The organism is Rhodococcus ruitaii (genome assembly GCF_055230935.1).
This window is the reverse complement of the sequence record NZ_JBUYWC010000024.1, coordinates 45,912-67,608: the sequence shown is the minus strand read 5'-3', so window position 1 is coordinate 67,608 and position 21,697 is coordinate 45,912. Positions and strand designations below refer to the sequence as shown.

The following is a 21,697-nucleotide window of genomic DNA, read 5'->3' as shown; positions in this document are numbered from 1 at the left end:
CGCGTGAGCGATGCGGGTGAGCAGTTCGGATTCCACACGGAGGTGACGGTGCGATGGTCCGATATGGACGTCTTCCAGCACATCAACCACGCGCGGATGGTGACGCTGCTCGAAGAAGCCCGCATACCGTGGCTGTTCGCCGACGGGCGACCCACCCAGAGTCTGCGCGAAGGCGCCGTGATCGCCGATCTCCACGTCCGCTATCGCAGGCAGTTGCGACACGAGGACGGTCCCCTCGACGTCATGATGTGGACGGAGAAGGTGCGCGCGGTCGATTTCACGATCGGCTACGAAGTGCGGCCGGGCGGTGTTGCTGCCGACTCGACACCCTCGATCGTCGCGTCCACCCAGATCGCCGCATTCGACATCGACACGCAGAGACTTCGTCGGCTCACCGACGAGGAGCGGGCCTACTTGCTGCGGTGGAAGCGTGACTGACGGTACGGGATTCGGTGAGCGGGCGGTCGCGCTGGCCGGTGAGAACGACCGCGCCGATCTCGCCGCATTCCTCACACGCGCGTTGCGTCTCGACGAGGCAGCGGTCGTACGGCTGCGACGCCGGGACGATGGCGTGCTCAGCGCCTGGATCCAGACCGGATTCGAGGTGCTCGCCGCGAGACTCGTGCGAGGAACCGTCCAGCCCGCCGATCTCTGTGTCGCCGCCGATTCGCTACGAGCCGCACTTGCCGCGACGGCAGGCACCGCGAACCCGATCGACCCGGGATGGGCGATGGACTCGGCGTGGCGGGGAGCGTTACCGCCGGACGAGGGATTCGCACATGTCGACGATGTTCCGGCCCGGGTCCTCATCGAACTCGCCCAGCAGGGTGTCGCACTGACCCGCGATGCGGGGGCGCAGGGGCCACCGGCGTCGCTGCTGGCTCAGGAGGTCCTCGAGGTCAGCGGGAGCGAGGCCTCCGGCGGGCAGGAGACGACGGTCGGGGTGCCGATGCGGATGGTCTTCGCGCTCGGGGCGATGGGATTCGTGCCCAGCACCGGGCGCGACACGATGGTCGCCGACGGTATCGCCGCCGACGAAGTGGTGCGAGTACGTGCCTCGAACACCTGGATCCGGCTCGATGCCCGCTACGGCTCGGTCTACCTGCGAAAAAGTGGAGGTCTCGGCCTGAGCATCCTCTGACAGGTGCTCAGGCCGCTTGGCCGGTGCTCGTCACACCGGCGAGTTCATCAGTGAATCCGCCGCCATGTCGATGTAGTCGACGAGCTGACGTCGGTGCGCGGCGTCGAGGGTTCGATCGTCGATCGATGCGATCGCGGTGTGCATGCATCGCAACCAGGCGTCGCGTTCGAGCGGACCGATCTTGAACGGATGATGGCGCATCCGCAGACGGGGGTGACCGCGCTCGTCCGAGTAGGTGCGTGGGCCGCCCCAGTACTGCTCGAGGAACATCCGCATGCGGCGCTCCGCAGGACCGAGATCTTCCTCGGGGTAGAGGGGGCGGACGATCTCGTCCTTCGCCACCTCTTCGTAGAAGCGCGCAACGATCTTGTGGAATGTCTCGGCGCCGCCGATCTCGTCGTAGAAGGTCTGCTGGTCGGTCATGGTGTTCTGCTTACCTCCCTCTCCACGGCCATTGTGCCCGCACCGGAGCAGTGCGCACGTACGGGGTCGCGTACCGGCGGGTACACAGGACACAGGATGTTCACCGCGCAGTCCTTGATTCGTCCGCGGATTTCAGGTGCGATGCGGAGGTATCCGTGGTGCACTGTTTCCAGTCTTCCGGAGGTCGTATGAAGCACGGCAGCACAGCACATCGACAACGCCCGCCCGCGGACGCCCCGATCGGGGCGCCGGGGGCGACCACCCTGCATGTGGTACGCGACGACGTCGGTCTACCCGACTGGGTGAAACGTCGGGTACTGCTGCTCAACGCCACCTACGAGCCGCTCACCGCCCTGCCTGCGCGGCGGGCCGTGGTCCTCATGGCCGGTGGCAAGGCCGACACGGTGCACGACGACCCGCTTGCGCCGATGGTGCGATCGGCTGAATGGTCGGTGCAGCTGCCGTCGGTGATCCGGCTGCGCACGTACGTGCGTGTTCCGTATCACGCGCGGGTACCCATGACGAGGGCTGCGCTCATGCATCGTGACGGCAATCGCTGCGCGTACTGTGGCTCCAAGGCCGAGACCATCGACCACGTCGTCCCCCGCAGTCGCGGCGGAGCACACGCCTGGGAGAACTGCGTGGCGTGCTGTGCACCCTGCAACCACAAGAAGGCCGACAAACTGCTCAGTGAACTCGGATGGACGTTGCGCGCGTCGCTGGTGCCGCCGAAGGGAAGGCACTGGCGTCTGCTGGCCACTCTGCAGGACCTGCATCCGACTTGGCTCCCGTACCTCGGTGAGGGCGCTGCCTGACGGGCAACGTTGGGTACACGCCCGCGCACCGGGACCAAATCCGGGGCATGTGAGGTCTTTCGCAGCCACCTGGGATACCTTCTCCCTGTGAGCATTCTCGAGACAACGCTGATATTCATCGGCATCCCGCTGCTGATCGTTCTGGTCTTCGGGGCTATCTCCTGGCCCGCGCCTCGTAAGCCCGGCCCCGCCGCGTCCGACCACCCGTACACGCTCGGCGACGAATGGAACCACGGTGCGCTGCTGTGGACCGCGGCCGACGAGGTGACCGAGCATGGTCGTCACGCACATCACGGGCACGCAGCCGATGCACCGGCAGAGCTGATCGGAGGTACCGCAAGTGGCAAGTGGTGATGTGATTCATGCTCCGGCGCGCAGCGACGCGCCCCTGCCGCACGCTGCGGCGCTGACCTCGAGCGGTCGGATCTCTGCGGCCCGTGCCGACGGCATCGAGTTCGCGGGCCCGCCGTTCGAGGACGACGAACTGGTCGCCCTCGACGACACGCTCACCTCCGCGATCCGCGCCACCGGTGTGCGCTTCAACGTGTACATCGCCGACGCGTCGGACCCGGCCGCCGCCACCGACACCGTGTTCCCCTCGACGCCCGAGGCCGAGAACTCGGTACTCATCGCGGTCTACCCGAACCAGAAGGCAGTCGAGGTGCGCAGCGGGCACGCCGCCGGCCAGGTCACCGACCGGATCGCGCAGCTGGGCGTGACCGCTGCGGTGGGACCGTTCGGTCAGGGACAGCTCATCGACGGCATCATCAGTGCCGTTCGTGTGATCGCCAACGCGATCATCGCCCCGTAGGGCCCTGCAGCACGGCAGGACACCAGTAGCACGGCAGGACACGCATCGGCCCGATGGCACCGTCGGCCACTTCGAGTGACCGGAGGTGTCATCGGGCCGAGCACATTTTGCCGGGATGCCGGTCAGGACGCGTCGAATGCCCGAGCGCGCAGCGACCGCACGATCCCCGCGCGTCCCTCGGTGATCAGCCGGCGCAGCGCCGGAGGTCGATCACCGGCGAGGAACTCGTCGGCTGCCGCGACCGCGGCCTCGCTGATCGCCCACGACGGGTACAGGCCCACGACCACTGTCTGCGCGACCTCGCTGGATCGGCGCTCCCACACTTCGGGTACCTCCGCGAAGTAGTTGGCCACGTAGGGCTCGAGCAGCGTCGACTGACCGGCCGGTGCGAAACCGCCGATGATTGCGCGGGCGGTGATGTTCGGAACGGTGTCGTCGCCGACCACCGTCGCCCAGACCTGGGCCTTGACCGCCTCCTGCGGACGGGCCGCACGTGCCGCCGCCGCCTGCCGGGCACCGGCTGCGGTCGGGTCGCGCTCGGCTTCCGCGTCGATGAACGGTGACTCCACACCTTCCGCGTCGACTTCACCGGCGGCTGCGAGTGCCTGCACGAGACGCCACCGCAGATCGGTGTCCACGACCAACCCGGGCAGCCCGACCTTCGCCGGATCGCCGCCGAGCAGTTCCTCGAACACTTCCGTGTGCCACGGCGACAGCCGGGCGGTGGACAGGGCGTTGACGAAGGCGAGCTGATGGTCCGAAGCAGGCTCCGCCGAACGCGCCAGCTCGAGCAGCCGGTTCGCGTAGTCGCTCCAACCCGCAGCCTCGGCCCACGCGGGATCGGCGTAGCTGCCGATCGCGGTATGCGCCTGCATCAGGAGCCGTTGCACGACACCCACCTCGGTTTCGGCGGCGATACCGCGCTGCACCAGCGCCACGAAATCGCGGGCTCTGAGCTCGGCTTGCCTCGTCATCTCCCATGCCGCCGACCACACCAGCGTGCGTGGCAGCGACTCCGCGATGTCGCCGACGCGCTCGATCACCGTGCTGAGCGACTCGTCGTCGAGCCGCACCGAGCAGTAGGTCAGATCGTCGTCGTTGACGAGCACGAACTTACCGCGATGCACACCGACGAGTTCGGGAACGTCGGTGCTCGCGGCAGCGTCGACGTCGATCTCGACCCGGTGGGTGCGGATGAGCTTGCCCGAGCCGTCGTCGTCGTACACACCGATCGCGAGGCGATGTACCCGGAATTCACCGGCACCGGGCTGTGCGCCCTCCTGCACCACCGCGAAGCGGGTGAACTTCCCGTCCGCGTCGACCTCGAAATCGGGCCGCAGAATGTTCAGCCCTGTCGTCTTGAGCCACTGGGCACCCCATCCCGACAGGTCGCGGCCTGACGCCTTCTCGAGCGCGGCGAGCAGGTCGTCGAAGGTCGCGTTGTCGAAGGCGTGGTCGCGGAAGTAGGCGCGCAGACCTTCGAGGAACGGCTCTTGCCCGACGTAGGCGACGAGCTGCTTGAGTACCGAAGCGCCCTTCGCGTAGGTGATGCCGTCGAAGTTGACCTCGACAGCGGCAAGATCGGGGATGTCCGCGGCAATCGGATGTGTGGACGGCAGCTGATCCTGCCGGTACGCCCACGACTTCTCGACGTTCGCGAACGTCGTCCACGCGTTGGTGTACTCGGTGGCCGACGCCTGGGAGAGCACCGACGCGAACGTCGCGAACGACTCGTTGAGCCACAGGTCGTCCCACCAGCGCATCGTGACGAGGTCGCCGAACCACATGTGCGCCATCTCGTGCAGGATCGTCTCGGCGCGCCGCTCATAGGAGTAGCGGGTGACCTTGGACCGGAAGACGTAGTCCTCGAGGAACGTCACCGCGCCGGCATTTTCCATCGCCCCCGCATTGAACTCCGGCACGAACAGCTGGTCGTACTTGCCGAAGGCGTACGGTACGCCGAAGTTCTCGTGGTAGAAGCCGAAGCCCTGCTTGGTCTCCGTGAACAGGCGCTCGGCATCCATGAACTCGGCGAGCGACGCGCGGCAGTAGAGACCGAGGGGGATCGTGCCGTGCCCGTCGGTGTAGCTGTCGGACCACTGGGCGTACGGTCCGGCGATGAGCGCGACGAGGTAGGTGCTCATCCGCGGGGTGGTGCGGAAGACGTGCTGGCCGGGCGATACCGCGGTGGTCGGCACCGTCTCGGAGTTCGAGATCACCTTCCAGTCGGTGGGGGCGGTGACCGACAGATCGAAGGTGGCCTTGAGGTCGGGCTGGTCGAAGCACGCAAACATCCGTTTGGCGTCGGCCGTCTCGAACTGCGAGTACAGATACACCGCGCCATCGGTGGGGTCGACGAACCGGTGCAGGCCCTCACCGGTGTTCGTGTACAGGCAGTCGGCGTCGACGACGAGCTCGTTGCGCGCGGCGAGTCCGGTCAGCACGATGCCGGTCTCCTCGGTGTATCCGGACACGTCCACGGGGGAGCCGTTGAGGGTGGCCGAATGCACGGTCTGTGCGATCAGATCGATGAAGGTCGATGCGCCCTCGGTGGCATCGAACCGCACGGTGGTGACCGAGTGGAACGTGGTCTCTCCCGGCGCCCCGGACCCGTCGGTGAGGTCGAGAACGACGGTGTAGTTGTCGACGCGCAACTCCGCTGCGCGTTCGGCAGCCTGCTCACGGGTCAGATTCGGTGGTGCCACTGGAGAACTCCTTCTCACGACGGGATGTCGGTCGAGATCCATCCCATCATGACCGGGCTCGCTCAGGTGGCGACGTCCGACAACGGCACGTTCGCGTCGGCGAGGCGGGCGGGATCGACGGGAGATGCCGACGAGACCAGTGCCCGGATATCGTCGCCGGCATCCCAGATGTTCACGTTCATGCCGGCGAGCACCGTGTTGTCGGCGTCGAGCCAGAACGCGAGGAACTCGCGGGTGCCGACGTCACCGCGGGTAACCACCCGCGCATCGGGTGGGGCGAGCCCGACGTACTCCATCCCGAGGTCGTACTGGTCGGTGAAGAAGTACGGCAAGCGATCGTAGGAAGCGTCGATGCCGAGCATCGTCGCAGCGCCCACCGCCGGTTGGTTGAGCGCGTTGGCCCAGTGTTCGACCCGCACGCGGCTCCCGAGCGTCGGGTGCAGGGCTGCCGCGATGTCGCCGACCGCGACGATGTCGGGGTCGCTGGTGGCCAGTGATGCGTCGACGAGAATCCCGTCGTCGACGGCGAGACCCGCGTTCTGAGCGAGTTCGATGTTCGGTGCTGCACCCACTGCAACGAGTACTGCGTCGGCCTGCACCGTGCTGCCGTCGGCGAGGGCCACACCGGTGGCGTGGCTGCCGTCGACGGTGATCTCACTCACCGCGGCATCGAGTCGTAGATCCACGCCGTGCGCCCGGTGCAGGTCGGCGAACACTGCGCCGATCTGCGGGCCCAGCGACCCGGCCAGTGGAGTGGGTGCGGATTCGATCACCGTCACGTCGGCGCCGTGCCCCCGCGCGCCCGCCGCTATCTCGAGTCCGATCCATCCCGCGCCGATGATCGCGAGACGTGCGGCGGTGCCGTCGTCGCGTCGGATCGCGGCGAGGAGGTCGTCGGCCTCGGAGACGGTGCGCAGCACGTGGACACCCGGCGCTTCGGCCCCCGGAAGCGGAAGCCGCCGGGAGTTCGATCCGGTCGCGAGCGCCAGCTTGTCGTAGTGCACGGTTGAGCCGTCCGGCAAGGAGACCGTGTGCGCGGCCGGGTCGATCGCGGTGACCGTGGTGCCGAGGCGAAGGTCGACGCGATGGTCTCGGTACCAGTCGCCGCGCTGCACGGTGAAATCCAGCAGTCGCTTGTCGCCGGCGAAGTACTCTTTCGACAGCGGCGGTCGTTCGTACGGCAGGTGTTCTTCGGCGCCGATCAGTACGACGTGGCCCGGGAAGTCGCGTGCGCGCAGTTCCTCTGCCACCTTGGCACCGGCGAGTCCGGCGCCGACGATCACGAACGTCTTCTCACCGGCCATCGGATTCCCTCTCGTTCGTTGGTGCTGCCCGGGCGCCATCGGCCTGGATGCTCAGGTCCGACGGTACGGGGACAGCGCATCGCCGCGACGAAGATCGGGAAGAATGGCCCGCAGGATGGTGTTGCACTCTCTGGAAACCGATTCGCGTGAGGAGATCATCTTGAGTGACCGGACCCCCGGTACCGCCGGTAAGGACACCGCCGACGGTAAAGACACTGTCGACGGTAAAGACACTGCCGATTTCTGGTTCGACCCGTTGTGCCCGTGGTGTTGGATCACCTCGCGGTGGATCCTCGAGGTCACCCAGGTCCGCGACATCGACGCACGCTTCCACGTCATGAGCCTTGCCGTGCTCAACGAGGGTAGCGACCTCCCCGACGACTACGCAGAGATGATGAAGAGGGCATGGGGCCCGGTGCGTGTCGCGGTCGCAGCGTCGCAGAAGTACGGCGACGAGATCCTCGAGGGCCTGTACACCGCGATGGGTACTCGCATCCACAACGAGGGCAACGCGGACCTCACCGACGTCATCGCCGGTGCGCTCGCCGAACTCGACCTCGATCCCGTCCTCGCGCAGGCCGCCGACAGTGAGGAATACGACGAGGCGCTGCGCGCAAGCCACGCGGCCGGGATGGATGCCGTCGGCCCCGACGTGGGGACCCCGACGATCCACGTCAACGGTGTCGCGTTCTTCGGCCCGGTGCTGTCGAAGATTCCGCGCGGCGAAGAGGCAGGCAAGGTGTGGGACGGGGTGGTCGCGCTCGCGTCGTATCCGCACTTCTTCGAGCTCAAGCGCAGCCGCGACGAGGATCCGTCGTTCGACTGACGATCGGACCGAGAGAAAGTGTCCCTCCGGCTCGAACGAGCCGGAGGGACACTCTTCTGTCGTGGGGACGGGGGATCAGCCGAGTGTGTTCTCGAGGTCGTCGAGGATGGTGTTCGCACCGACCACGCCGATGCCGACCATCCAGGTCTCGTCCTCGAACTCGTGGACGTTTCCTGCCGCGACCCCGGGCTGTGCGCCCCACAGGTCGCTCACCGCAGCCATCGTCGTCGCGGCCGGATCGCCGCCGGGATTGGTGAAGAAGACGACATCGCCGTCGATCTCGGTGTAGTTCTCGGGGCTGAGCTCGAGCATCGAGTACTCGTTCCATGGTCGGTCTGCACCGAGGTCGTAGCCGACCTGGGTGAGGATCGTGCCCGAGAAGGTGTCGGGACCGTAGAGGCGGAAATTCTCCGGCCGGAACCGCACCATCGACGCGGTCCGGCCTTCGGCGCCGATCTCCTCACCGATCTTCGCGGCGCGTTCTTCGACTCCGGTGAGGAGGGCCTCCATCTCGTTTTCCTCGCCCACCGCGGCGGCCGTAATGCGGGCCTGCTCTTCCCAGTCGGTACCCGAGTTCACAGAGAAGACCGTCGGAGCGATCGCCGAGAGCTGCTCGTAGAGCGCCTCGTGTCGTACCTGTGCTCCGATAATCAGGTCGGGGTTCACGCTCGCGATGGCCTCGAGATCGGGTTCCATCGTCTGGCCGACGATCTCGATGCCCTCGAGGTTGTCGGCGAGGTAGGTGGGAACGCCGGTCGCCGCACCCGATTCGGTAGCACCGACCGGGGTGATACCGAGTGCGACGAGGGCGTCGAGGTGAGGGGAGTCGATGACGACGATGCGCTCGGGTGTGCCTTCGATCGTCGTCTCGCCCATGGCGTGCTCGACGGTGTAGGACTCTCCGGGGGACGTCTCGTCGGTGGGGGTCGTCTCGTCGGACGAGGTGGACCCGCAGGCCGGCAGGAGAAGGACTGTGGCGGCTGCGGCCGCGCCCAGGAGGGCACGTGTCGAACGTCCTTGTGATGTGAACATTCACTGAACCTAGCCGGTCAACTTAGGCGAGGTAAACCTCACTCCTGCTGGTATGCGCGGTTCACGTCCGGCATCGGCTCCTGGCTAGACTCCGTCCATGCGCGTTTACCTGGGAGCCGACCACGCCGGTTTCGAACGGAAGAATCAGATCATCGAACACCTGACGACGAACGGCCACGAAGCCGTCGACTGCGGTGCCTTCGAATACGACGCAGTCGACGACTACCCGGCGTTCTGCATCGAGGCTGCCCGTCGCACGGTTGCCGATCCGGGCAGCCTCGGCCTCGTCCTCGGCGGCAGCGGCAACGGTGAGCAGATCGCCGCGAACAAGGTCCCCGGTGCGCGTTGCGCGCTGGCCTGGAGCGTCGAGACGGCGAAACTCGCCCGCGAGCACAACAATGCCCAGCTCATCGGTATCGGCGGCCGGATGCACTCGCTCGAGGAGACACTCGCGATCGTCGACGCCTTCCTCGCAACCGAGTGGTCGAACGAGGAGCGACACCAGCGTCGCATCGACATCCTCTCCGAGTACGAGAAGTCCGGCGACGCACCCGCGGTTCCGGGCGCGAACTGACCGGTGCCCGAAGGACACATTCTGCACCGGCTCGCCCGGCTGCACCACGACTGGTATGCGGGTGCGCCGGTGCGGGTGTCCAGCCCCCAGGGGCGCTTCGCCGACGGCGCGTCGACGGTGAACGGGCGGGTCCTGACGCACGCCGACGCGTGGGGTAAGCACCTGTTCCACCACTACGAGGGTGCGCTGACGGTGCATGTGCACCTCGGAATCTACGGAGCGTTCACCGATTCCGAACTCCCGCTCGGCGAACCCACCGGGCAGGTCCGCATGCGGATGATCGGCTCCGTCCACGGCAGTGACCTGCGCGGACCGGCCGCATGCGAGGTCCTCACCGAAGGCGAAGTCGACGCGATCGAAGCGCGTCTCGGCCCCGACCCGTTGCGCGCCGACGCCGACCCGGAGCGGGCATGGGTAAGGTTCAGCCGCTCCCGCCGCCCGATCGGCGGTCTGCTCATGGACCAGTCGGTGCTGGCGGGCGTAGGAAACGTGTACCGCGCCGAAGTGCTGTTCCGGCACGGCATCCATCCCGAACGACCCGGCAAGAACCTCTCACGCGCCGAATTCGATGCGATCTGGACCGATCTCGTAGAGCTGATGCAGGTGGGAATGGCGCGGGGCCGCATGCACGTCGTACACCCCGAACACGACCACGGTGCACCCGCGTACGCGAAAGATCGGCCCCGAACCTACGTGTACCGGCGTGCGGGTGAGCCGTGCCGGGTATGCGGCACACCGGTGCTCCACAAGGTGATGGGTGCGCGAAACCTGTTCTGGTGCCCGGTCTGCCAGCCGGCTTGACCGAGCCGTATCGACGTCAGAAGTCGAACCCGTCGAACCCGCCGAATCCGTCGCCGCCATCGAAACCTGCGCCGTCGCCGAAGCCGTCGCCGCCACCGACATCGTCGCCACCGCCGATATCGTCACCTGCTCCACTGTCCGTTCCGTCCGCCGCGCCGCTCTCGAATGCTTGTGCGTCATACGGCACGCCGGCCATGCCGGTGAACAACGACGAGAACAGCAGCATCGAACCCACGCCCCACGCACCCGCGACCAGGGCAGGCTTCCACCACGGCTCCGAGTACCAACCGGCGGGAACCGGCCGACCCGCGACGCGGCCGCCGGGGTAGTAGTTGGGGGTGCGCGCCGACGGGGACGGTGACGCTGCCACCTGGCGACCCTCGAACTCGACCTGCCGGTCTTCCGTTACGGCGCCCGCCGACTTCTGGCCGTCCAGAGTGGGGATCTCGGGTCCCGGATCCATGCCCATCGCCGTGCGGGCAGCGCGGATGTAGTAGAGACCTTCGAGTGCGGTCTGCTTGGCGAGTCGCGCCTGAACCGGGGACTGTGCCTGGTCGATCTGTGACCCCGCCGCGGTGAAACGTTCGGCGGCGTCGGCAAGGGCCTGACGGGAGGCGTCGTCGGTGCCGGTGAGATTGTAGATCTGGCCGCCGAGCCGCTCGATGGCCTGACGGGCATCGGCTTTGGCGTCATCGACATTTTCGGCAGTGTGTCGTCTCGTTCCGTTCTGCGAGCGGGACACGAAATATACGACGACGGCCACGACCGCGAGTATCAGGAGAAGTTCCACGGTGGTTCCCAACGATGAGGTCTTCCGGTCTGGGATCCAGCGTACCGATCCGGTCAGCTGTCGAGGACGATCTGCAGACCGGTCCGCAGGCACTCGTCGAACGCCTTGCGGTCCGGTACCGCGGCAGGGTCGACGGTGAGCCCGACACAGCACATGTCGCGATAGGACATCAGCGTCGCGTTGATTGCCGACCCGAGGGTGCGGCCGAAACCGTAATAGCGCGCGATCCCCGCGCCTGCCACGAACAGGGGCGCCGTCGAACCCGGGACCGTGCAGGTGAGTACGTCGTCGTGCCCGAACATCCGGGTTGCGGGAAGGACACTGGGGTCGTCGGGCATCCCGGCCGTCACGTTGTCGATGCGCTGCATCAGGGCCACAGGCCCGCCGTCGATCTCGGTGCCGCCGAGCGAGACCTGTGCGGGCTCCTCAGATCCGATCGTCGGGATTGCGGCGAACAGATCGTCGGCGGGGGAGCCGTGGGTGTGACGGTACGACGCATATCCGAGGAGCACCGCGGCCGCGACACCGCTCTCGAGTCCGCAGCCGGCGCGATCCGCTGCGCCGCGCATCTCCCGGCCGGGAATGTCGAGGGTCTGGAGACGGTGCGGCCCCTGGGTCGGACGCGTGCGGTGCGTGAGGGGGTGGGACGTCGGTGCGATGATCGCCTTCATCAGATCGGTGGTGCTGCCCACCACGAGTTCGGTCGACGAGCGAAATGCCTCCGCGGTGTGCTCAGACAGCGTGCGCAGCCACGCCCACACCGATCCGTGGTCGGCGCCGTTGTTCTGCGCACGTGCGCTGCGCTCGGCACGTTCGGGGCGGGCGATACTGATGACGAGTGCCGCCTGGCCGCCGGTGAGTCCGTCCACGAGGGTGAGGCCCCAACTCGGGCGATGGAGGTCCCGGTCTCCGGGGACGGTGGTCTCGGGAATTGTGGGCTGCAAGGTCAGCACGTCCGAGAACCCGGCCGTGCCCGTCAGCGATACCCTGTCGAGATGCCACGGCGCGTCGTCGTGGCTGGCGTTGTGCCGGGCGACGTCGAGCCCGATGGGAACCTCGACCACCCGGTGCCGGAACGCTGCGGCTTCCAGATTGCCGGGCGCGAGCATCGCCGTGACGCGATCCCATTCGGGAACGGCGTCGAGGAGTACCGCTGCCACGACGGATGACCTCGAGTCTCCGGCGGGGGGCCCTGCCGCAGTCTCGCCGGACCTGTGGTGCGCGCGGTCGGGGAATTCGCTCACACCGCCGACGCTCTCACAGCCGTGACCTGTTCGGTCTCGGATTCGAGTCGGTGCTCGGCGATCGAGTCGAAATGGTGATTCGGACGCTGCAGAAACGAGAACCGCCCGCGACCTCGGTGAGATCGCGGGCGGTGCGCTGGAGGGGATGACGGGAATCGAACCCGCGTAGCCAGTTTGGAAGACTGGGGCTCTACCATTGAGCTACATCCCCGTACCTGCGGCTTCGTCGGTGCTCACCGGGTGATACTCCGGTGATCTCCGGCGTTCGCCGCTTGCAGGATGAGACTGTACCGAACCCGGCTTTGGAATTCATAATCGGGGGGCCGTAGGATTCACTGCGGCCCCCGGCACCACGGCGGGAGCAGTACGACGGGATGTGGCGCAGCTTGGTAGCGCATCCGCTTTGGGAGCGGAGGGTCGCAGGTTCGAATCCTGTCATCCCGACCAGATCGAACAGCGTCAGGGCGCTCAGTAGTGAGAACGAACGACCGACAAGAGCACGACAAAAAGGAGTCATGTCCGTGAAGAGCACCGTCGAGCAGCTGAGCCCGACGCGAGTCCGTATCAATGTTGAGGTGCCCTTCGAGGAGCTCCAGCCTGATTTCGACCGCGCCTTCAAGTCCCTCGCCGGCCAGGTGCGAATCCCCGGATTCCGTCCCGGCAAGGCCCCGCGCAAGATCCTCGAGGCTCGGGTCGGTCGTGGTGCGGTGCTCGAGCAGGTCGTCAACGATGCGATCCAGTCGCGCTACTCCGAAGCGGTGACTGCGAACGAGGTCAAGGCCATCGGCCAGCCCGAGATCGACATCACCAAGATCGAGGACAACGTCGAACTGGTCTTCGCGGCCGAGGTCGACGTGCGCCCGGAGATCGACCTTCCCGACTACTCGGCGATCGCGGTCACCGTCGATCCCGTCGAGATCTCCGACGAGGACATCGAAGAGCAGCTGCTGTCGCTGCGTCAGCGTTTCGGCACCCTCACCGGTGTCGAGCGCGCCGTGCAGGACGGCGACTTCGTGTCGATCGACCTGTCTGCCACCGTCGACGGCGAAGAAGTCGCCGAGGCTGCGACCGAGGGCTTGTCGCACGAGGTCGGCTCCGGTCAGCTCATCGACGGTCTCGACGAGGCCATCGTCGGTCTCGAGGCCGACGGATCGAAGGAGTTCACCTCCACGCTCGTCGCCGGCGAATACGCGGGCAAGGAAGCTGTCGTCACCGTCAAGGTGAACTCGGTCAAGGAACGCGAACTGCCCGAAGAGGACGACGAGTTCGCGCAGCTCGCCAGCGAGTTCGACACCCTCGACGAGCTCAAGGCAGACCTGCGTGAGCGTGTCGGTCGCGTCAAGCAGGTCGAGCAGGCCGGTCAGATCCGCGACAAGGTGCTCGACGAGCTCCTCGACAAGGTCGAGGTGCCGTTGCCCGAGGCCGTCGTCCAGGCCGAGGTCGACAGTGCACTGCACGACGCGATCCACGAACTCGACCACGACGAAGCCGAGCTCGACAAGCTGCTCGAGGCTCAGGGGTCGAGTCGCGAAGAGTTCGACAAGGAAGCCCGCGAGTCGGCTGTGCGGTCCGTCAAGACCCAGCTGCTGCTCGACGCGATCGCCGAGGCGGAGAAGACCACGGTCGAGCAGGAAGAGCTGACCGAGCGCATCTTCTTCCAGGCGCAGCGCTACGGCATCCCGCCGGAGCAGTTCATCCAGCAGATCAGCCAGGCCAACCAGCTCGGCGCGATCTTCGCCGACGTCCGCCGCGGCAAGGCACTCGGCGCGGTCGTCGACCGCGTCGACGTCACCGACACCACCGGCGCGAAGGTCGACACCTCCGAACTCTTCGGCGGCGCCGAGGCCGACTCGGATGAGGCTGCCGAGGATGCCGAGGCAACCGAGGAGAAGGCATCCGAGTAGTCGGATCTTTTCCGCTTTGAGCGAAGATGGGCGGCACCGGGCATCCGGTGCCGCCCTGTTTCGTTAGTGTCAGTGACAGCAATCCACGATTGACGAGAAGGCAGGTACCCGTGACTCCTCAGAATCCGGCGACATCCATCGGCCCGACGATGACCTCGGCCACCGCTGGGCTGAACCTCAGCGACTCGGTGTACGAACGCCTGCTCCGTGAGCGCATCATCTTCCTCGGCACTCAGGTCGACGACGACATCGCCAACAAGCTCTGCGCGCAGATCCTGTTGCTGTCGGCGGAAGACCCGACCCGCGACATCTCGCTGTACATCAACTCCCCGGGCGGTTCGGTCACTTCCGGTATGGCGATCTTCGACACCATGCAGTTCGTGGAGTGCGATGTGGCGACGTTCGCGATGGGCCTGGCTGCATCGATGGGGCAGTTCCTGCTCTCGGCAGGCACCCAGGGCAAGCGCTACGCCCTGCCGCACGCACGGATCATGATGCACCAGCCGTCGGCCGGGATCGGTGGTACCGCCAGCGATATCGCCATCATGGCCGAGCAGTTCGCGCACACCAAGCGTGAGATGGCCGAGCTGATCGCGGAGCACACCGGGCAGAGCGTCGAGCAGATCACTCTCGACTCGGACCGCGACCGCTGGTTCACGGCGCAGCAGGCGCTCGAGTACGGCTTCGTCGACCACGTCGTCGCGCGCGCCCCGCAGGCCGGCGGCACGGCGAACTAGACCCCGAGGCCCCCCGACCGGCTCCACGTCCCACACATTCTTGGAGAAGCGATGACCAACATGTTCGATCCGCGCCAACTCGGCGGTCAGGCCCCGAATTCACCGGCGAGCCGTTACATCCTCCCGTCGTTCATCGAGCACTCGAGCTACGGCGTCAAAGAATCCAATCCATACAACAAGCTCTTCGAGGAGCGCATCATCTTCCTGGGAGTCCAGGTGGACGATGCGTCCGCGAACGATGTCATGGCGCAGCTGCTCGTACTCGAGTCGCTCGATCCCGACCGTGACATCACGATGTACATCAACTCGCCGGGTGGTTCGTTCACGTCGCTGATGGCGATCTACGACACCATGCAGTACGTCCGGGCCGATATCACCACCGTGTGCCTCGGGCAGGCGGCGTCGGCCGCTGCAGTGCTGCTCGCAGCCGGTACGCCGGGCAAGCGTCTTGCGCTGCCGAACGCCCGCGTGCTCATCCACCAGCCCGCGACCGGCGGCATCCAGGGCCAGGTCTCCGACCTCGAGATCCAGGCTGCGGAGATCGAGCGCATGCGCCGCCTCATGGAGACGACGCTGGCCAAGCACACCGGCAAGGACCCCGAACAGATCCGCAAAGACACGGATCGGGACAAGATCCTCACGGCGGAAGAAGCGGTCGAGTACGGTCTGATCGACAACGTGCTCGAGTACCGCAAGTTGTCCGCTCAGGGATAGCCACACCCGGCCCGGTCGAACGTCCCGAGTGCGTTCGACCGGGCCGTTGTGCAGGGTGTGAGCTGCGCCACTCGAGGCGCGCACAAATATGACCGGAAACGCGGAGAACCTGTCGACCTGCGTACCGGAGTCCGGGTACGGTCGACCAAAGGGCCCGCTCCCCGGGCCGGCGCTCGTCGACGGACACGGGATCGGTTGCACGCATACGAGGAAGTAGGGACCTGACAGATGGCACGTATCGGTGACGGCGGGGATCTGCTCAAGTGCTCGTTCTGCGGAAAGAGCCAGAAGCAGGTCAAGAAGCTCATTGCGGGCCCCGGAGTCTACATCTGCGACGAGTGCATCGACCTCTGCAACGAGATCATCGAGGAAGAACTCGCCGAAACCAGCGAGGTCAAACTCGACGAGCTGCCGAAGCCGGCCGAGATCCGGGATTTCCTCGACAACTACGTCATCGGTCAGGATTCCGCGAAGCGGTCGCTCGCGGTGGCCGTCTACAACCACTACAAGCGCATCCAGGCCGGCGACAAGACCCGCGATGCGCGGGGTGAATCGGTCGAACTCGCCAAGTCGAACATTCTGCTACTCGGCCCCACCGGCTGCGGCAAGACCTACCTTGCTCAGACGCTCGCGAAGATGCTCAATGTGCCGTTCGCTCTCGCCGATGCGACCGCCCTGACGGAGGCCGGTTATGTCGGTGAGGACGTCGAGAACATCCTCCTCAAGTTGATCCAGGCCGCCGACTACGACGTCAAACGCGCCGAGACCGGCATCATCTACATCGACGAGGTCGACAAGATCGCGCGCAAGAGCGAGAATCCGTCGATCACCCGTGACGTCTCGGGCGAGGGTGTTCAGCAGGCGCTGCTGAAGATCCTCGAGGGCACGCAGGCGTCGGTGCCCCCGCAGGGCGGCCGCAAGCATCCGCACCAGGAATTCATCCAGATCGACACGACGAACGTGTTGTTCATCGTCGCGGGTGCCTTCGCGGGCCTCGAGCGGATCGTCTCCGACCGCGTCGGCAAACGGGGGATCGGTTTCGGCGCCGAGGTACGATCGAAGGCCGACATCGACACGACCGATCACTTCGCCGATGTCATGCCGGAAGACCTGATCAAGTTCGGGCTCATTCCCGAGTTCATCGGCCGATTGCCGATCGTGGCGTCGGTGACCAACCTCGACAAGGATTCGCTCGTCGAGATCCTCTCGGAGCCGAAGAACGCACTCGTCAAGCAATATGTGCGGCTGTTCGAGATGGACGGTGTGGAACTCGAATTCACCAGGGACGGGCTCGAAGCCGTCGCGGACCAGGCGATCCTGCGCGGCACGGGTGCACGAGGGTTGCGGGCCATCATCGAAGAGGTGCTGCTGCCCGTGATGTACGACATCCCGAGCCGCGACGACGTCGCCAAGGTGGTCATCACCGCAGAGACCGTCACCGACAACGTCCTTCCGACGATCGTGCCCCGCAAGCCCGACCGTGAACGTCGGGAGAAGAGCGCCTGATTCCGGAACATCCGCATGTCGATCGAACGCCCCGGCTTTTCCCTGCCGGGGCGTTCGTCGTCGGTACGTGTGCCGGGATGCGCTCGCCAATCGTCGGCTAACGAGACGTGACGTCGGAGTTCCGACCGGGCTCGATGGATTCTGCGGCGAAGCGTGCTGCGCGGTCGAACATCTCGGCCACATCGTCGTTCGGCTTGTATCTCCAGCGCCGGACGGTCGAAAGATAGATCGCGCCGATCATCCCGGCGAGAAACGGTAGGGGGTGGTCGGTGCGTACCTCGGCCCGCGTTGTTCCGGCGTGCAGGATGCGAAGCAGTTCGTGATCGAGCTGCTGAGTACGCGCATCGCTGAGTTCCGTTGTTGCCATGTCTTTCTCGAGTTCTGCTGTGAGTGCCCGGAGGTAGCCGGGGGGTTCGCGGGTCTCACGTGCGAAATCTGCGAACACGGCCACGATTCGTTCCTCGGTCGTCAGCTCACGAGACAGTAGGTCGTCGACCAGGAGTGCGAGTGCCTCCATCTGGCACGCGTGGAGCGCGTCGACCAATGCGCTCTTCCCGGGGAAGTAGTTGAAGAGGGTAGCTCGGGAGACCCCTGCGAGTGCGGCGATGTCCTCGACCGCCGTGGCGGCCACGCCGTGTTCGGCGAACAGCCGCCTTGCGGCATCCAGCAGTCGGCGACGGGTGCGTCGCTTGTTCTGCTCTCGTCGGCCGGGGGGTGCGGGCTCACTCATCGTCTCCGGATCCTGTCGTCGGGTGCTCGACCAGGGCGGTCCGATGAGGTGGTGGCGAGGCCGGTCGGCGCGGTGTTGATACCGGACTCTACGGCGCGTTCGCCCGAGGCGCCGGGGTGAGCGAAAAAAGTCGCGAGAACATGTTCCAAAAACTTGGACAACCGTCTATCTTTGACTCCTGGGGTAACGACGATCACAGTGAGCGCGACAGGATCTCTGTCCGGGGGAGCAGGCGGGGCATCAACTACCGGAACGGATGCCGGGTGTCCGAGGACACCTGCGCTCGTTCGTCACAATGAACTGGAGGCATGGGATGGCCACGGACAGTGCGGTGCCGGAAGGCGCAGAGCAGGAGATCAAGACCACCGAAACGGATCTGGACGCATTGCGTGAGCAGTTGCAGGACTGGCTCAGCGAGCGCCTCGACTCGGCCGAACCCCCGCGGGTGTACAACGTCAGCCGTCCCACGCACTCGGGGATGTCCAGCGTTTCCGTCCTGTTCGATCTCGACTGGAGTCGGGACGGGCAGCGACACACGGAGCGCCTGGTCGTCCGCATCGCGCCCGAGGAATCGGCATTCCCGGTGTTTCCCGGATACGACCTGCAGCGACAGTTCGATGTGATGACCGCCGTCCGCGACCACGGAGGGATACCGGTACCTGCGGTGCGGTGGGTGGAGACGTCGTCCGGTCCGCTCGGTCGGCCGTTCCTGGTCATGGACCGTGCCGAAGGTACTGTGCCGGTGGACAACCCACCCTACGTATTTGCCGGATGGCTCCACGAGATGAACGACGAGGAGCGCGATGCGCTGAGTCGTGCCAGCGTGGAGGTGCTGGCGGCCGTCCACGCCGTAGACGCCGACGCGGTCTGTGCCGCGGAGTCCGGGTCGCGGATACCCGGTCTCGCCGGACCGGAAGGATCGTCGGGGCTGCGCTGTCATGTCGAGAGCGAGCGCGCCTACTACGAATGGACACGTCGCGACGACGGCATGCGGATCCCGTTGCTGGAGCGTGCATTCGACTGGCTCGAGGCCAACTGGCCCGCCGATCCGTCCCCCGACGTGCTGTGCTGGGGCGATGCCCGGATCGGGAACATCCTGTACGACGGTACGATACCGGCCGCGGTACTCGACTGGGAGTCGGCCACGCTCGCGCCGCGCGAGCTGGACCTCGGCTGGTTCATCTTCTTCCATCGCATGTTCCAGGACATCGCCGAACAGTTCTCGTTCCCCGGTCTTCCGGGGTTCCTCCGGCGCTCCGACGTGGTGGCCTTCTATGAGAAGGTCGCGGGGGTGGAGGTTCGTGATCTGGACTTCTACCTCGTCTACGCCGCACTGCGGCATGGCATCGTCATGTCGCAGATCGAACGCCGGCGCATTCGCTTCGGTGAAGTCGAGCCGCATGACGACCCCGACGACTACGTACTCCATCGCGATATGCTCGCGCGCTTGATCGACGAAACCTACGATTGGGAGAAGTGACTCGATGAAACCAGTTCTGCTCGATGAGTATCCGGTACACCAGTCGCCGCTGTCGATGGGCCGGGTGGCATCCACAGACCGGAACTTCTACGACCGCAACTACTTCAATGCGCACGACCGCACCGGCGACGTCTACCTCATCACTGGTTTCGGCGTCTATCCGAATCTGAGCGTCGTCGACGCCTTCGTCACTGTGCGACATGGGGATTCTCAAGTAGCGGTGCGCTTCTCCGATGCTCTCGAGGGGCGCTCCACGGAGAGTGTGGTCGGCGGGTATCGCCTCGAAGTCGTCGAACCCCTCCAGAAGATCCGTGTGATCTGTGAACACGACGAGCTGTCGTGCGACCTCACCTGGGACGGATCGTTTCCGGCGGTTCTCGAGGAGGCGCACACCCTGATGTCGGGTCCGCGGCCGATCCTGGACGCATCGCGTTTCGCGCAGGTCGGGAGCTGGTCGGGCAGCCTGTCGGTGCAGGGCAAGGACTTCACTGTAGACCCGGACACCTGGATGGGCACGCGCGATCGCTCGTGGGGCATCCGCCCGGTGGGGGAGCCGGATCCGCAGGGGCGTTGGACCTACGAGAACCGGGGCGGACACTACTGGACGTATGCGCCGCTGCGATTCGACGATTTCGCGCTGATGGTGATCATTCAGGAATTGCAGGACGGACATCGCACCCTCAACCACGCGACACGTGTGTTCGCTGACGGGCGCGTCGAACAACTCGGCTGGCCGCGCCTCGAAGTGAACTACCGCAGTGGAACGCGGCATCCGGAGACGGCCCGCATCCACCTCACTACGCCGGCGGGAGAACCCATCGTCGTGGATGTCGAGAACCTCGGGTTCATCTCGCTGAGTCACGGTGCCGGCTACGGTGGCGATCCCGAATGGACGCACGGTGAATGGCGCGGTGAGAACTGGTCGTCTTCGTCGGTGGTCGACACCACCACCGTAGAGTTCCACGGCCGGTTGCCGTACTCGACGATCGATCACATCGCGAAGGCGACCATCGACGGCCGGGTCGGATGGGGGATGTTCGAACACGCTGTGATGGGGCGCCACGATCCTTCCGGCTTCGTAGGCTGGACGGATATGGCCCCATAGGCAGGAGCGGTCGAGAGCGCCTCCGACCCCGGCGGAATATGCCGGGGCCGGAGGCGCTCTCGTGTCCTCTGGTGGGGTGATCAGTCCACGGCGAGTGCGGCCTTCTCCAATTCCGCCACGCTGTAAGCGGAGTACGTCTCGTACTTGCCACGGCCGGTGAAGTACGACGACAGCTGCTGGTCGAGTTCGTCGACGGTGAACGCGGAACCTGCGGCGTCGAAGCGATTCTCGACCTTCGGCGCGGCCATGAGCGCGACCATCTTGCCGTAGACGACGAAAACCTGGCCGGTGATCTCGTGCGAGGCAGGGGAGGCGAGGTAGCTCACGAGGGTACCGACGCGCTCGGGGGCGAGCGGGTCGAGGCCGGTGCTCGTGCCGTCGGCGTCGCCGAACGCCTCGGCGGTCATGGCGGTGCGGGCACGCGGGCAGATGGCATTGGCGGTGACACCGTAGCGAGAGAGTCCCTGTGCTGTGGACAACGTCAGGGCGGTGATGCCCGCTTTGGCGGCCGAGTAGTTGGGCTGCCCGGCAGAACCGAACAGGAATGCCTCCGACGAGGTGTTGATGACGCGACCGTACACCGGGGCGCCGGCTTCCTTGCTCGCCGCGCGCCAGTGGACCGCAGCGGCGTGGGAGGTGGCCGCGTGACCCTTGAGGTGCACGCGAATGACGTCGTCCCAATCGGATTCGGTGAGGTTGAAGATCATCTTGTCGCGGATGATGCCGGCGTTGTTGACGAGGATATCGAACGAGCCGAACGCCTTGACGGATTCCTCGACGAGTCGGCCGCCGAGTGACCAGTCGGAGACGTCTCCGGTCACGGCGATGGCCTGTCCGCCTGCTGCGACGATCTCTTCCGCGACCGCATGGGCGGCGTCGCCCATGTCGTTGACGACGAGGGCGGCGCCGGCCGACGCCAGCGCGAGAGCTTCGGAGCGTCCGAGGCCGGCCCCGGCACCCGTGACCACTGCCGCGCGTCCGGCAAGGCTGACAGATTCACCCATGGAAAGTCTCCCGTGTTCGGTCGGTTCGGGTCCTCGTAGGCGGCCCCGAAC

Annotated in this window: 22 protein-coding genes and 2 tRNA genes; 15 read left to right on the top strand and 9 right to left on the bottom strand. The window is 66.1% G+C overall.

The window, feature by feature from the left end; all coding sequences use genetic code 11:
• The first annotated feature begins 3 nt into the window (after positions 1-3).
• Both ACZI8W_RS24825 and ACZI8W_RS24820 read left to right on the top strand, forming a co-directional pair.
• Entirely contained in the window at positions 4-438 is a 435-nt protein-coding gene (locus ACZI8W_RS24825; RefSeq protein ID WP_463371194.1) for an acyl-CoA thioesterase, read from the top strand.
• On the top strand, positions 431-1,141 hold the full coding sequence (locus ACZI8W_RS24820) for a DUF8010 domain-containing protein (RefSeq protein WP_463371193.1): 711 nt from the start codon (positions 431-433) through the stop codon (positions 1,139-1,141). The genes ACZI8W_RS24825 and ACZI8W_RS24820 overlap by 8 nt, the downstream gene beginning before the upstream one ends.
• 30 nt (positions 1,142-1,171) lie before the next feature.
• On the opposite strand, the gene ACZI8W_RS24815 is transcribed toward ACZI8W_RS24820, so the two are convergent.
• The gene (locus ACZI8W_RS24815) at positions 1,172-1,564 is read right to left on the bottom strand and encodes a globin (RefSeq protein ID WP_463371192.1); all 393 of its coding nucleotides are present in this window, start codon (positions 1,562-1,564) and stop codon (positions 1,172-1,174) included.
• Between the two features lie 188 nt (positions 1,565-1,752).
• Between ACZI8W_RS24815 and ACZI8W_RS24810 the strand changes: the two genes are divergently transcribed.
• The 3 genes from ACZI8W_RS24810 (at position 1,753) to ACZI8W_RS24800 (ending at position 3,190) form a co-directional block, all read left to right on the top strand.
• Positions 1,753-2,379, top strand: a complete 627-nt coding sequence (locus tag ACZI8W_RS24810) for an HNH endonuclease (RefSeq protein ID WP_463371191.1) — start codon at positions 1,753-1,755, stop codon at positions 2,377-2,379.
• Between the two features lie 87 nt (positions 2,380-2,466).
• Entirely contained in the window at positions 2,467-2,733 is a 267-nt protein-coding gene (gene ctaJ, locus ACZI8W_RS24805) for an aa3-type cytochrome oxidase subunit CtaJ (protein ID WP_463371190.1), read from the top strand.
• On the top strand, positions 2,720-3,190 hold the full coding sequence (locus tag ACZI8W_RS24800; protein WP_463371189.1) for a DUF5130 family protein: 471 nt from the start codon (positions 2,720-2,722) through the stop codon (positions 3,188-3,190). The genes ctaJ and ACZI8W_RS24800 overlap by 14 nt, the downstream gene beginning before the upstream one ends.
• 122 nt (positions 3,191-3,312) lie before the next feature.
• Here the strand turns inward: ACZI8W_RS24800 and pepN are convergent, their stop codons facing one another.
• Both pepN and ACZI8W_RS24790 read right to left on the bottom strand, forming a co-directional pair.
• Positions 3,313-5,895 carry an aminopeptidase N gene (pepN, locus tag ACZI8W_RS24795; protein ID WP_463371188.1) on the bottom strand — a complete coding sequence of 861 codons (2,583 nt, stop codon included), beginning with the start codon at positions 5,893-5,895 and terminating at the stop codon, positions 3,313-3,315.
• A 62-nt stretch (positions 5,896-5,957) separates the two neighbouring features.
• Positions 5,958-7,199, bottom strand: coding sequence for an NAD(P)/FAD-dependent oxidoreductase (locus ACZI8W_RS24790; RefSeq protein WP_463371187.1), 1,242 nt, complete (start codon positions 7,197-7,199; stop codon positions 5,958-5,960).
• 160 nt (positions 7,200-7,359) lie between these two features.
• Between ACZI8W_RS24790 and ACZI8W_RS24785 the strand changes: the two genes are divergently transcribed.
• On the top strand, positions 7,360-8,025 hold the full coding sequence (locus tag ACZI8W_RS24785) for a mycothiol-dependent nitroreductase Rv2466c family protein (protein WP_463371186.1): 666 nt from the start codon (positions 7,360-7,362) through the stop codon (positions 8,023-8,025).
• A 75-nt stretch (positions 8,026-8,100) separates the two neighbouring features.
• On the opposite strand, the gene ACZI8W_RS24780 is transcribed toward ACZI8W_RS24785, so the two are convergent.
• Positions 8,101-9,057, bottom strand: coding sequence for an ABC transporter substrate-binding protein (locus ACZI8W_RS24780; protein WP_463371185.1), 957 nt, complete (start codon positions 9,055-9,057; stop codon positions 8,101-8,103).
• Positions 9,058-9,154: 97 nt separating this feature from the next.
• Between ACZI8W_RS24780 and ACZI8W_RS24775 the strand changes: the two genes are divergently transcribed.
• On the top strand, positions 9,155-9,631 hold the full coding sequence (locus ACZI8W_RS24775) for a ribose-5-phosphate isomerase (protein ID WP_463371184.1): 477 nt from the start codon (positions 9,155-9,157) through the stop codon (positions 9,629-9,631).
• 3 nt (positions 9,632-9,634) lie between these two features.
• Complete coding sequence (locus ACZI8W_RS24770; protein ID WP_463371183.1) at positions 9,635-10,432, top strand: Fpg/Nei family DNA glycosylase; 798 nt, start codon at positions 9,635-9,637, stop codon at positions 10,430-10,432.
• 16 nt (positions 10,433-10,448) lie between these two features.
• Here the strand turns inward: ACZI8W_RS24770 and ACZI8W_RS24765 are convergent, their stop codons facing one another.
• From ACZI8W_RS24765 to ACZI8W_RS24755, 3 genes are all read right to left on the bottom strand, one after another.
• Complete coding sequence (locus ACZI8W_RS24765) at positions 10,449-11,222, bottom strand: DUF1542 domain-containing protein (RefSeq protein WP_463371182.1); 774 nt, start codon at positions 11,220-11,222, stop codon at positions 10,449-10,451.
• Between the two features lie 53 nt (positions 11,223-11,275).
• Positions 11,276-12,382: a WS/DGAT domain-containing protein gene (locus ACZI8W_RS24760; protein ID WP_463371181.1), complete on the bottom strand. Its 1,107-nt coding sequence runs from the start codon at positions 12,380-12,382 to the stop codon at positions 11,276-11,278.
• Between the two features lie 221 nt (positions 12,383-12,603).
• Positions 12,604-12,677: transfer RNA gene (locus ACZI8W_RS24755), tRNA-Gly, on the bottom strand.
• A gap of 159 nt (positions 12,678-12,836) precedes the next feature.
• On the opposite strand from ACZI8W_RS24755, the gene ACZI8W_RS24750 reads away from it, so the two are divergent.
• From ACZI8W_RS24750 to clpX, 5 genes are all read left to right on the top strand, one after another.
• Positions 12,837-12,913, top strand: a tRNA-Pro gene (locus ACZI8W_RS24750).
• 68 nt (positions 12,914-12,981) lie between these two features.
• On the top strand, positions 12,982-14,370 hold the full coding sequence (gene tig, locus ACZI8W_RS24745) for a trigger factor (RefSeq protein WP_463371180.1): 1,389 nt from the start codon (positions 12,982-12,984) through the stop codon (positions 14,368-14,370).
• Between the two features lie 110 nt (positions 14,371-14,480).
• The gene (locus ACZI8W_RS24740; protein WP_463371179.1) at positions 14,481-15,107 is read left to right on the top strand and encodes an ATP-dependent Clp protease proteolytic subunit; all 627 of its coding nucleotides are present in this window, start codon (positions 14,481-14,483) and stop codon (positions 15,105-15,107) included.
• A gap of 51 nt (positions 15,108-15,158) precedes the next feature.
• Positions 15,159-15,821: an ATP-dependent Clp protease proteolytic subunit gene (locus tag ACZI8W_RS24735; protein WP_463371178.1), complete on the top strand. Its 663-nt coding sequence runs from the start codon at positions 15,159-15,161 to the stop codon at positions 15,819-15,821.
• Between the two features lie 228 nt (positions 15,822-16,049).
• Positions 16,050-17,327 (top strand): ATP-dependent Clp protease ATP-binding subunit ClpX, encoded by a 1,278-nt coding sequence (gene clpX, locus ACZI8W_RS24730; protein ID WP_463371177.1) that lies wholly within the window; start codon positions 16,050-16,052, stop codon positions 17,325-17,327.
• Positions 17,328-17,424: 97 nt separating this feature from the next.
• Here the strand turns inward: clpX and ACZI8W_RS24725 are convergent, their stop codons facing one another.
• Entirely contained in the window at positions 17,425-18,057 is a 633-nt protein-coding gene (locus ACZI8W_RS24725; RefSeq protein ID WP_463371176.1) for a TetR/AcrR family transcriptional regulator, read from the bottom strand.
• A gap of 313 nt (positions 18,058-18,370) precedes the next feature.
• On the opposite strand from ACZI8W_RS24725, the gene ACZI8W_RS24720 reads away from it, so the two are divergent.
• Positions 18,371-19,537, top strand: a complete 1,167-nt coding sequence (locus tag ACZI8W_RS24720; RefSeq protein ID WP_463371175.1) for a phosphotransferase family protein — start codon at positions 18,371-18,373, stop codon at positions 19,535-19,537.
• A gap of 4 nt (positions 19,538-19,541) precedes the next feature.
• On the top strand, positions 19,542-20,642 hold the full coding sequence (locus ACZI8W_RS24715) for an Rv3169 family protein (protein ID WP_463371174.1): 1,101 nt from the start codon (positions 19,542-19,544) through the stop codon (positions 20,640-20,642).
• Positions 20,643-20,722: 80 nt separating this feature from the next.
• On the opposite strand, the gene ACZI8W_RS24710 is transcribed toward ACZI8W_RS24715, so the two are convergent.
• On the bottom strand, positions 20,723-21,646 hold the full coding sequence (locus tag ACZI8W_RS24710; RefSeq protein WP_463371173.1) for a 3-oxoacyl-ACP reductase: 924 nt from the start codon (positions 21,644-21,646) through the stop codon (positions 20,723-20,725).
• Positions 21,647-21,697: the final 51 nt, after the last annotated feature.

What these genes read in the sequence shown, in the direction of transcription:
- ACZI8W_RS24710 (WP_463371173.1), bottom strand. Translation starts at nt 21,646, where the DNA reads ATGGGTGAATCTGTCAGCCTTGCCGGACGCGCGGCAGTGGTCACGGGT.
- ACZI8W_RS24790 (WP_463371187.1), bottom strand. Translation starts at nt 7,199, where the DNA reads ATGGCCGGTGAGAAGACGTTCGTGATCGTCGGCGCCGGACTCGCCGGT.
- ACZI8W_RS24720 (WP_463371175.1), top strand. Translation starts at nt 18,371, where the DNA reads ATGGCCACGGACAGTGCGGTGCCGGAAGGCGCAGAGCAGGAGATCAAG.
- ACZI8W_RS24725 (WP_463371176.1), bottom strand. Translation starts at nt 18,057, where the DNA reads ATGAGTGAGCCCGCACCCCCCGGCCGACGAGAGCAGAACAAGCGACGC.
- tig (WP_463371180.1), top strand. Translation starts at nt 12,982, where the DNA reads ATGTCCGTGAAGAGCACCGTCGAGCAGCTGAGCCCGACGCGAGTCCGT.
- ACZI8W_RS24815 (WP_463371192.1), bottom strand. Translation starts at nt 1,564, where the DNA reads ATGACCGACCAGCAGACCTTCTACGACGAGATCGGCGGCGCCGAGACA.
- ACZI8W_RS24735 (WP_463371178.1), top strand. Translation starts at nt 15,159, where the DNA reads ATGACCAACATGTTCGATCCGCGCCAACTCGGCGGTCAGGCCCCGAAT.
- clpX (WP_463371177.1), top strand. Translation starts at nt 16,050, where the DNA reads ATGGCACGTATCGGTGACGGCGGGGATCTGCTCAAGTGCTCGTTCTGC.
- ACZI8W_RS24810 (WP_463371191.1), top strand. Translation starts at nt 1,753, where the DNA reads ATGAAGCACGGCAGCACAGCACATCGACAACGCCCGCCCGCGGACGCC.
- ACZI8W_RS24715 (WP_463371174.1), top strand. Translation starts at nt 19,542, where the DNA reads ATGAAACCAGTTCTGCTCGATGAGTATCCGGTACACCAGTCGCCGCTG.
- ACZI8W_RS24775 (WP_463371184.1), top strand. Translation starts at nt 9,155, where the DNA reads ATGCGCGTTTACCTGGGAGCCGACCACGCCGGTTTCGAACGGAAGAAT.
- ACZI8W_RS24780 (WP_463371185.1), bottom strand. Translation starts at nt 9,057, where the DNA reads ATGTTCACATCACAAGGACGTTCGACACGTGCCCTCCTGGGCGCGGCC.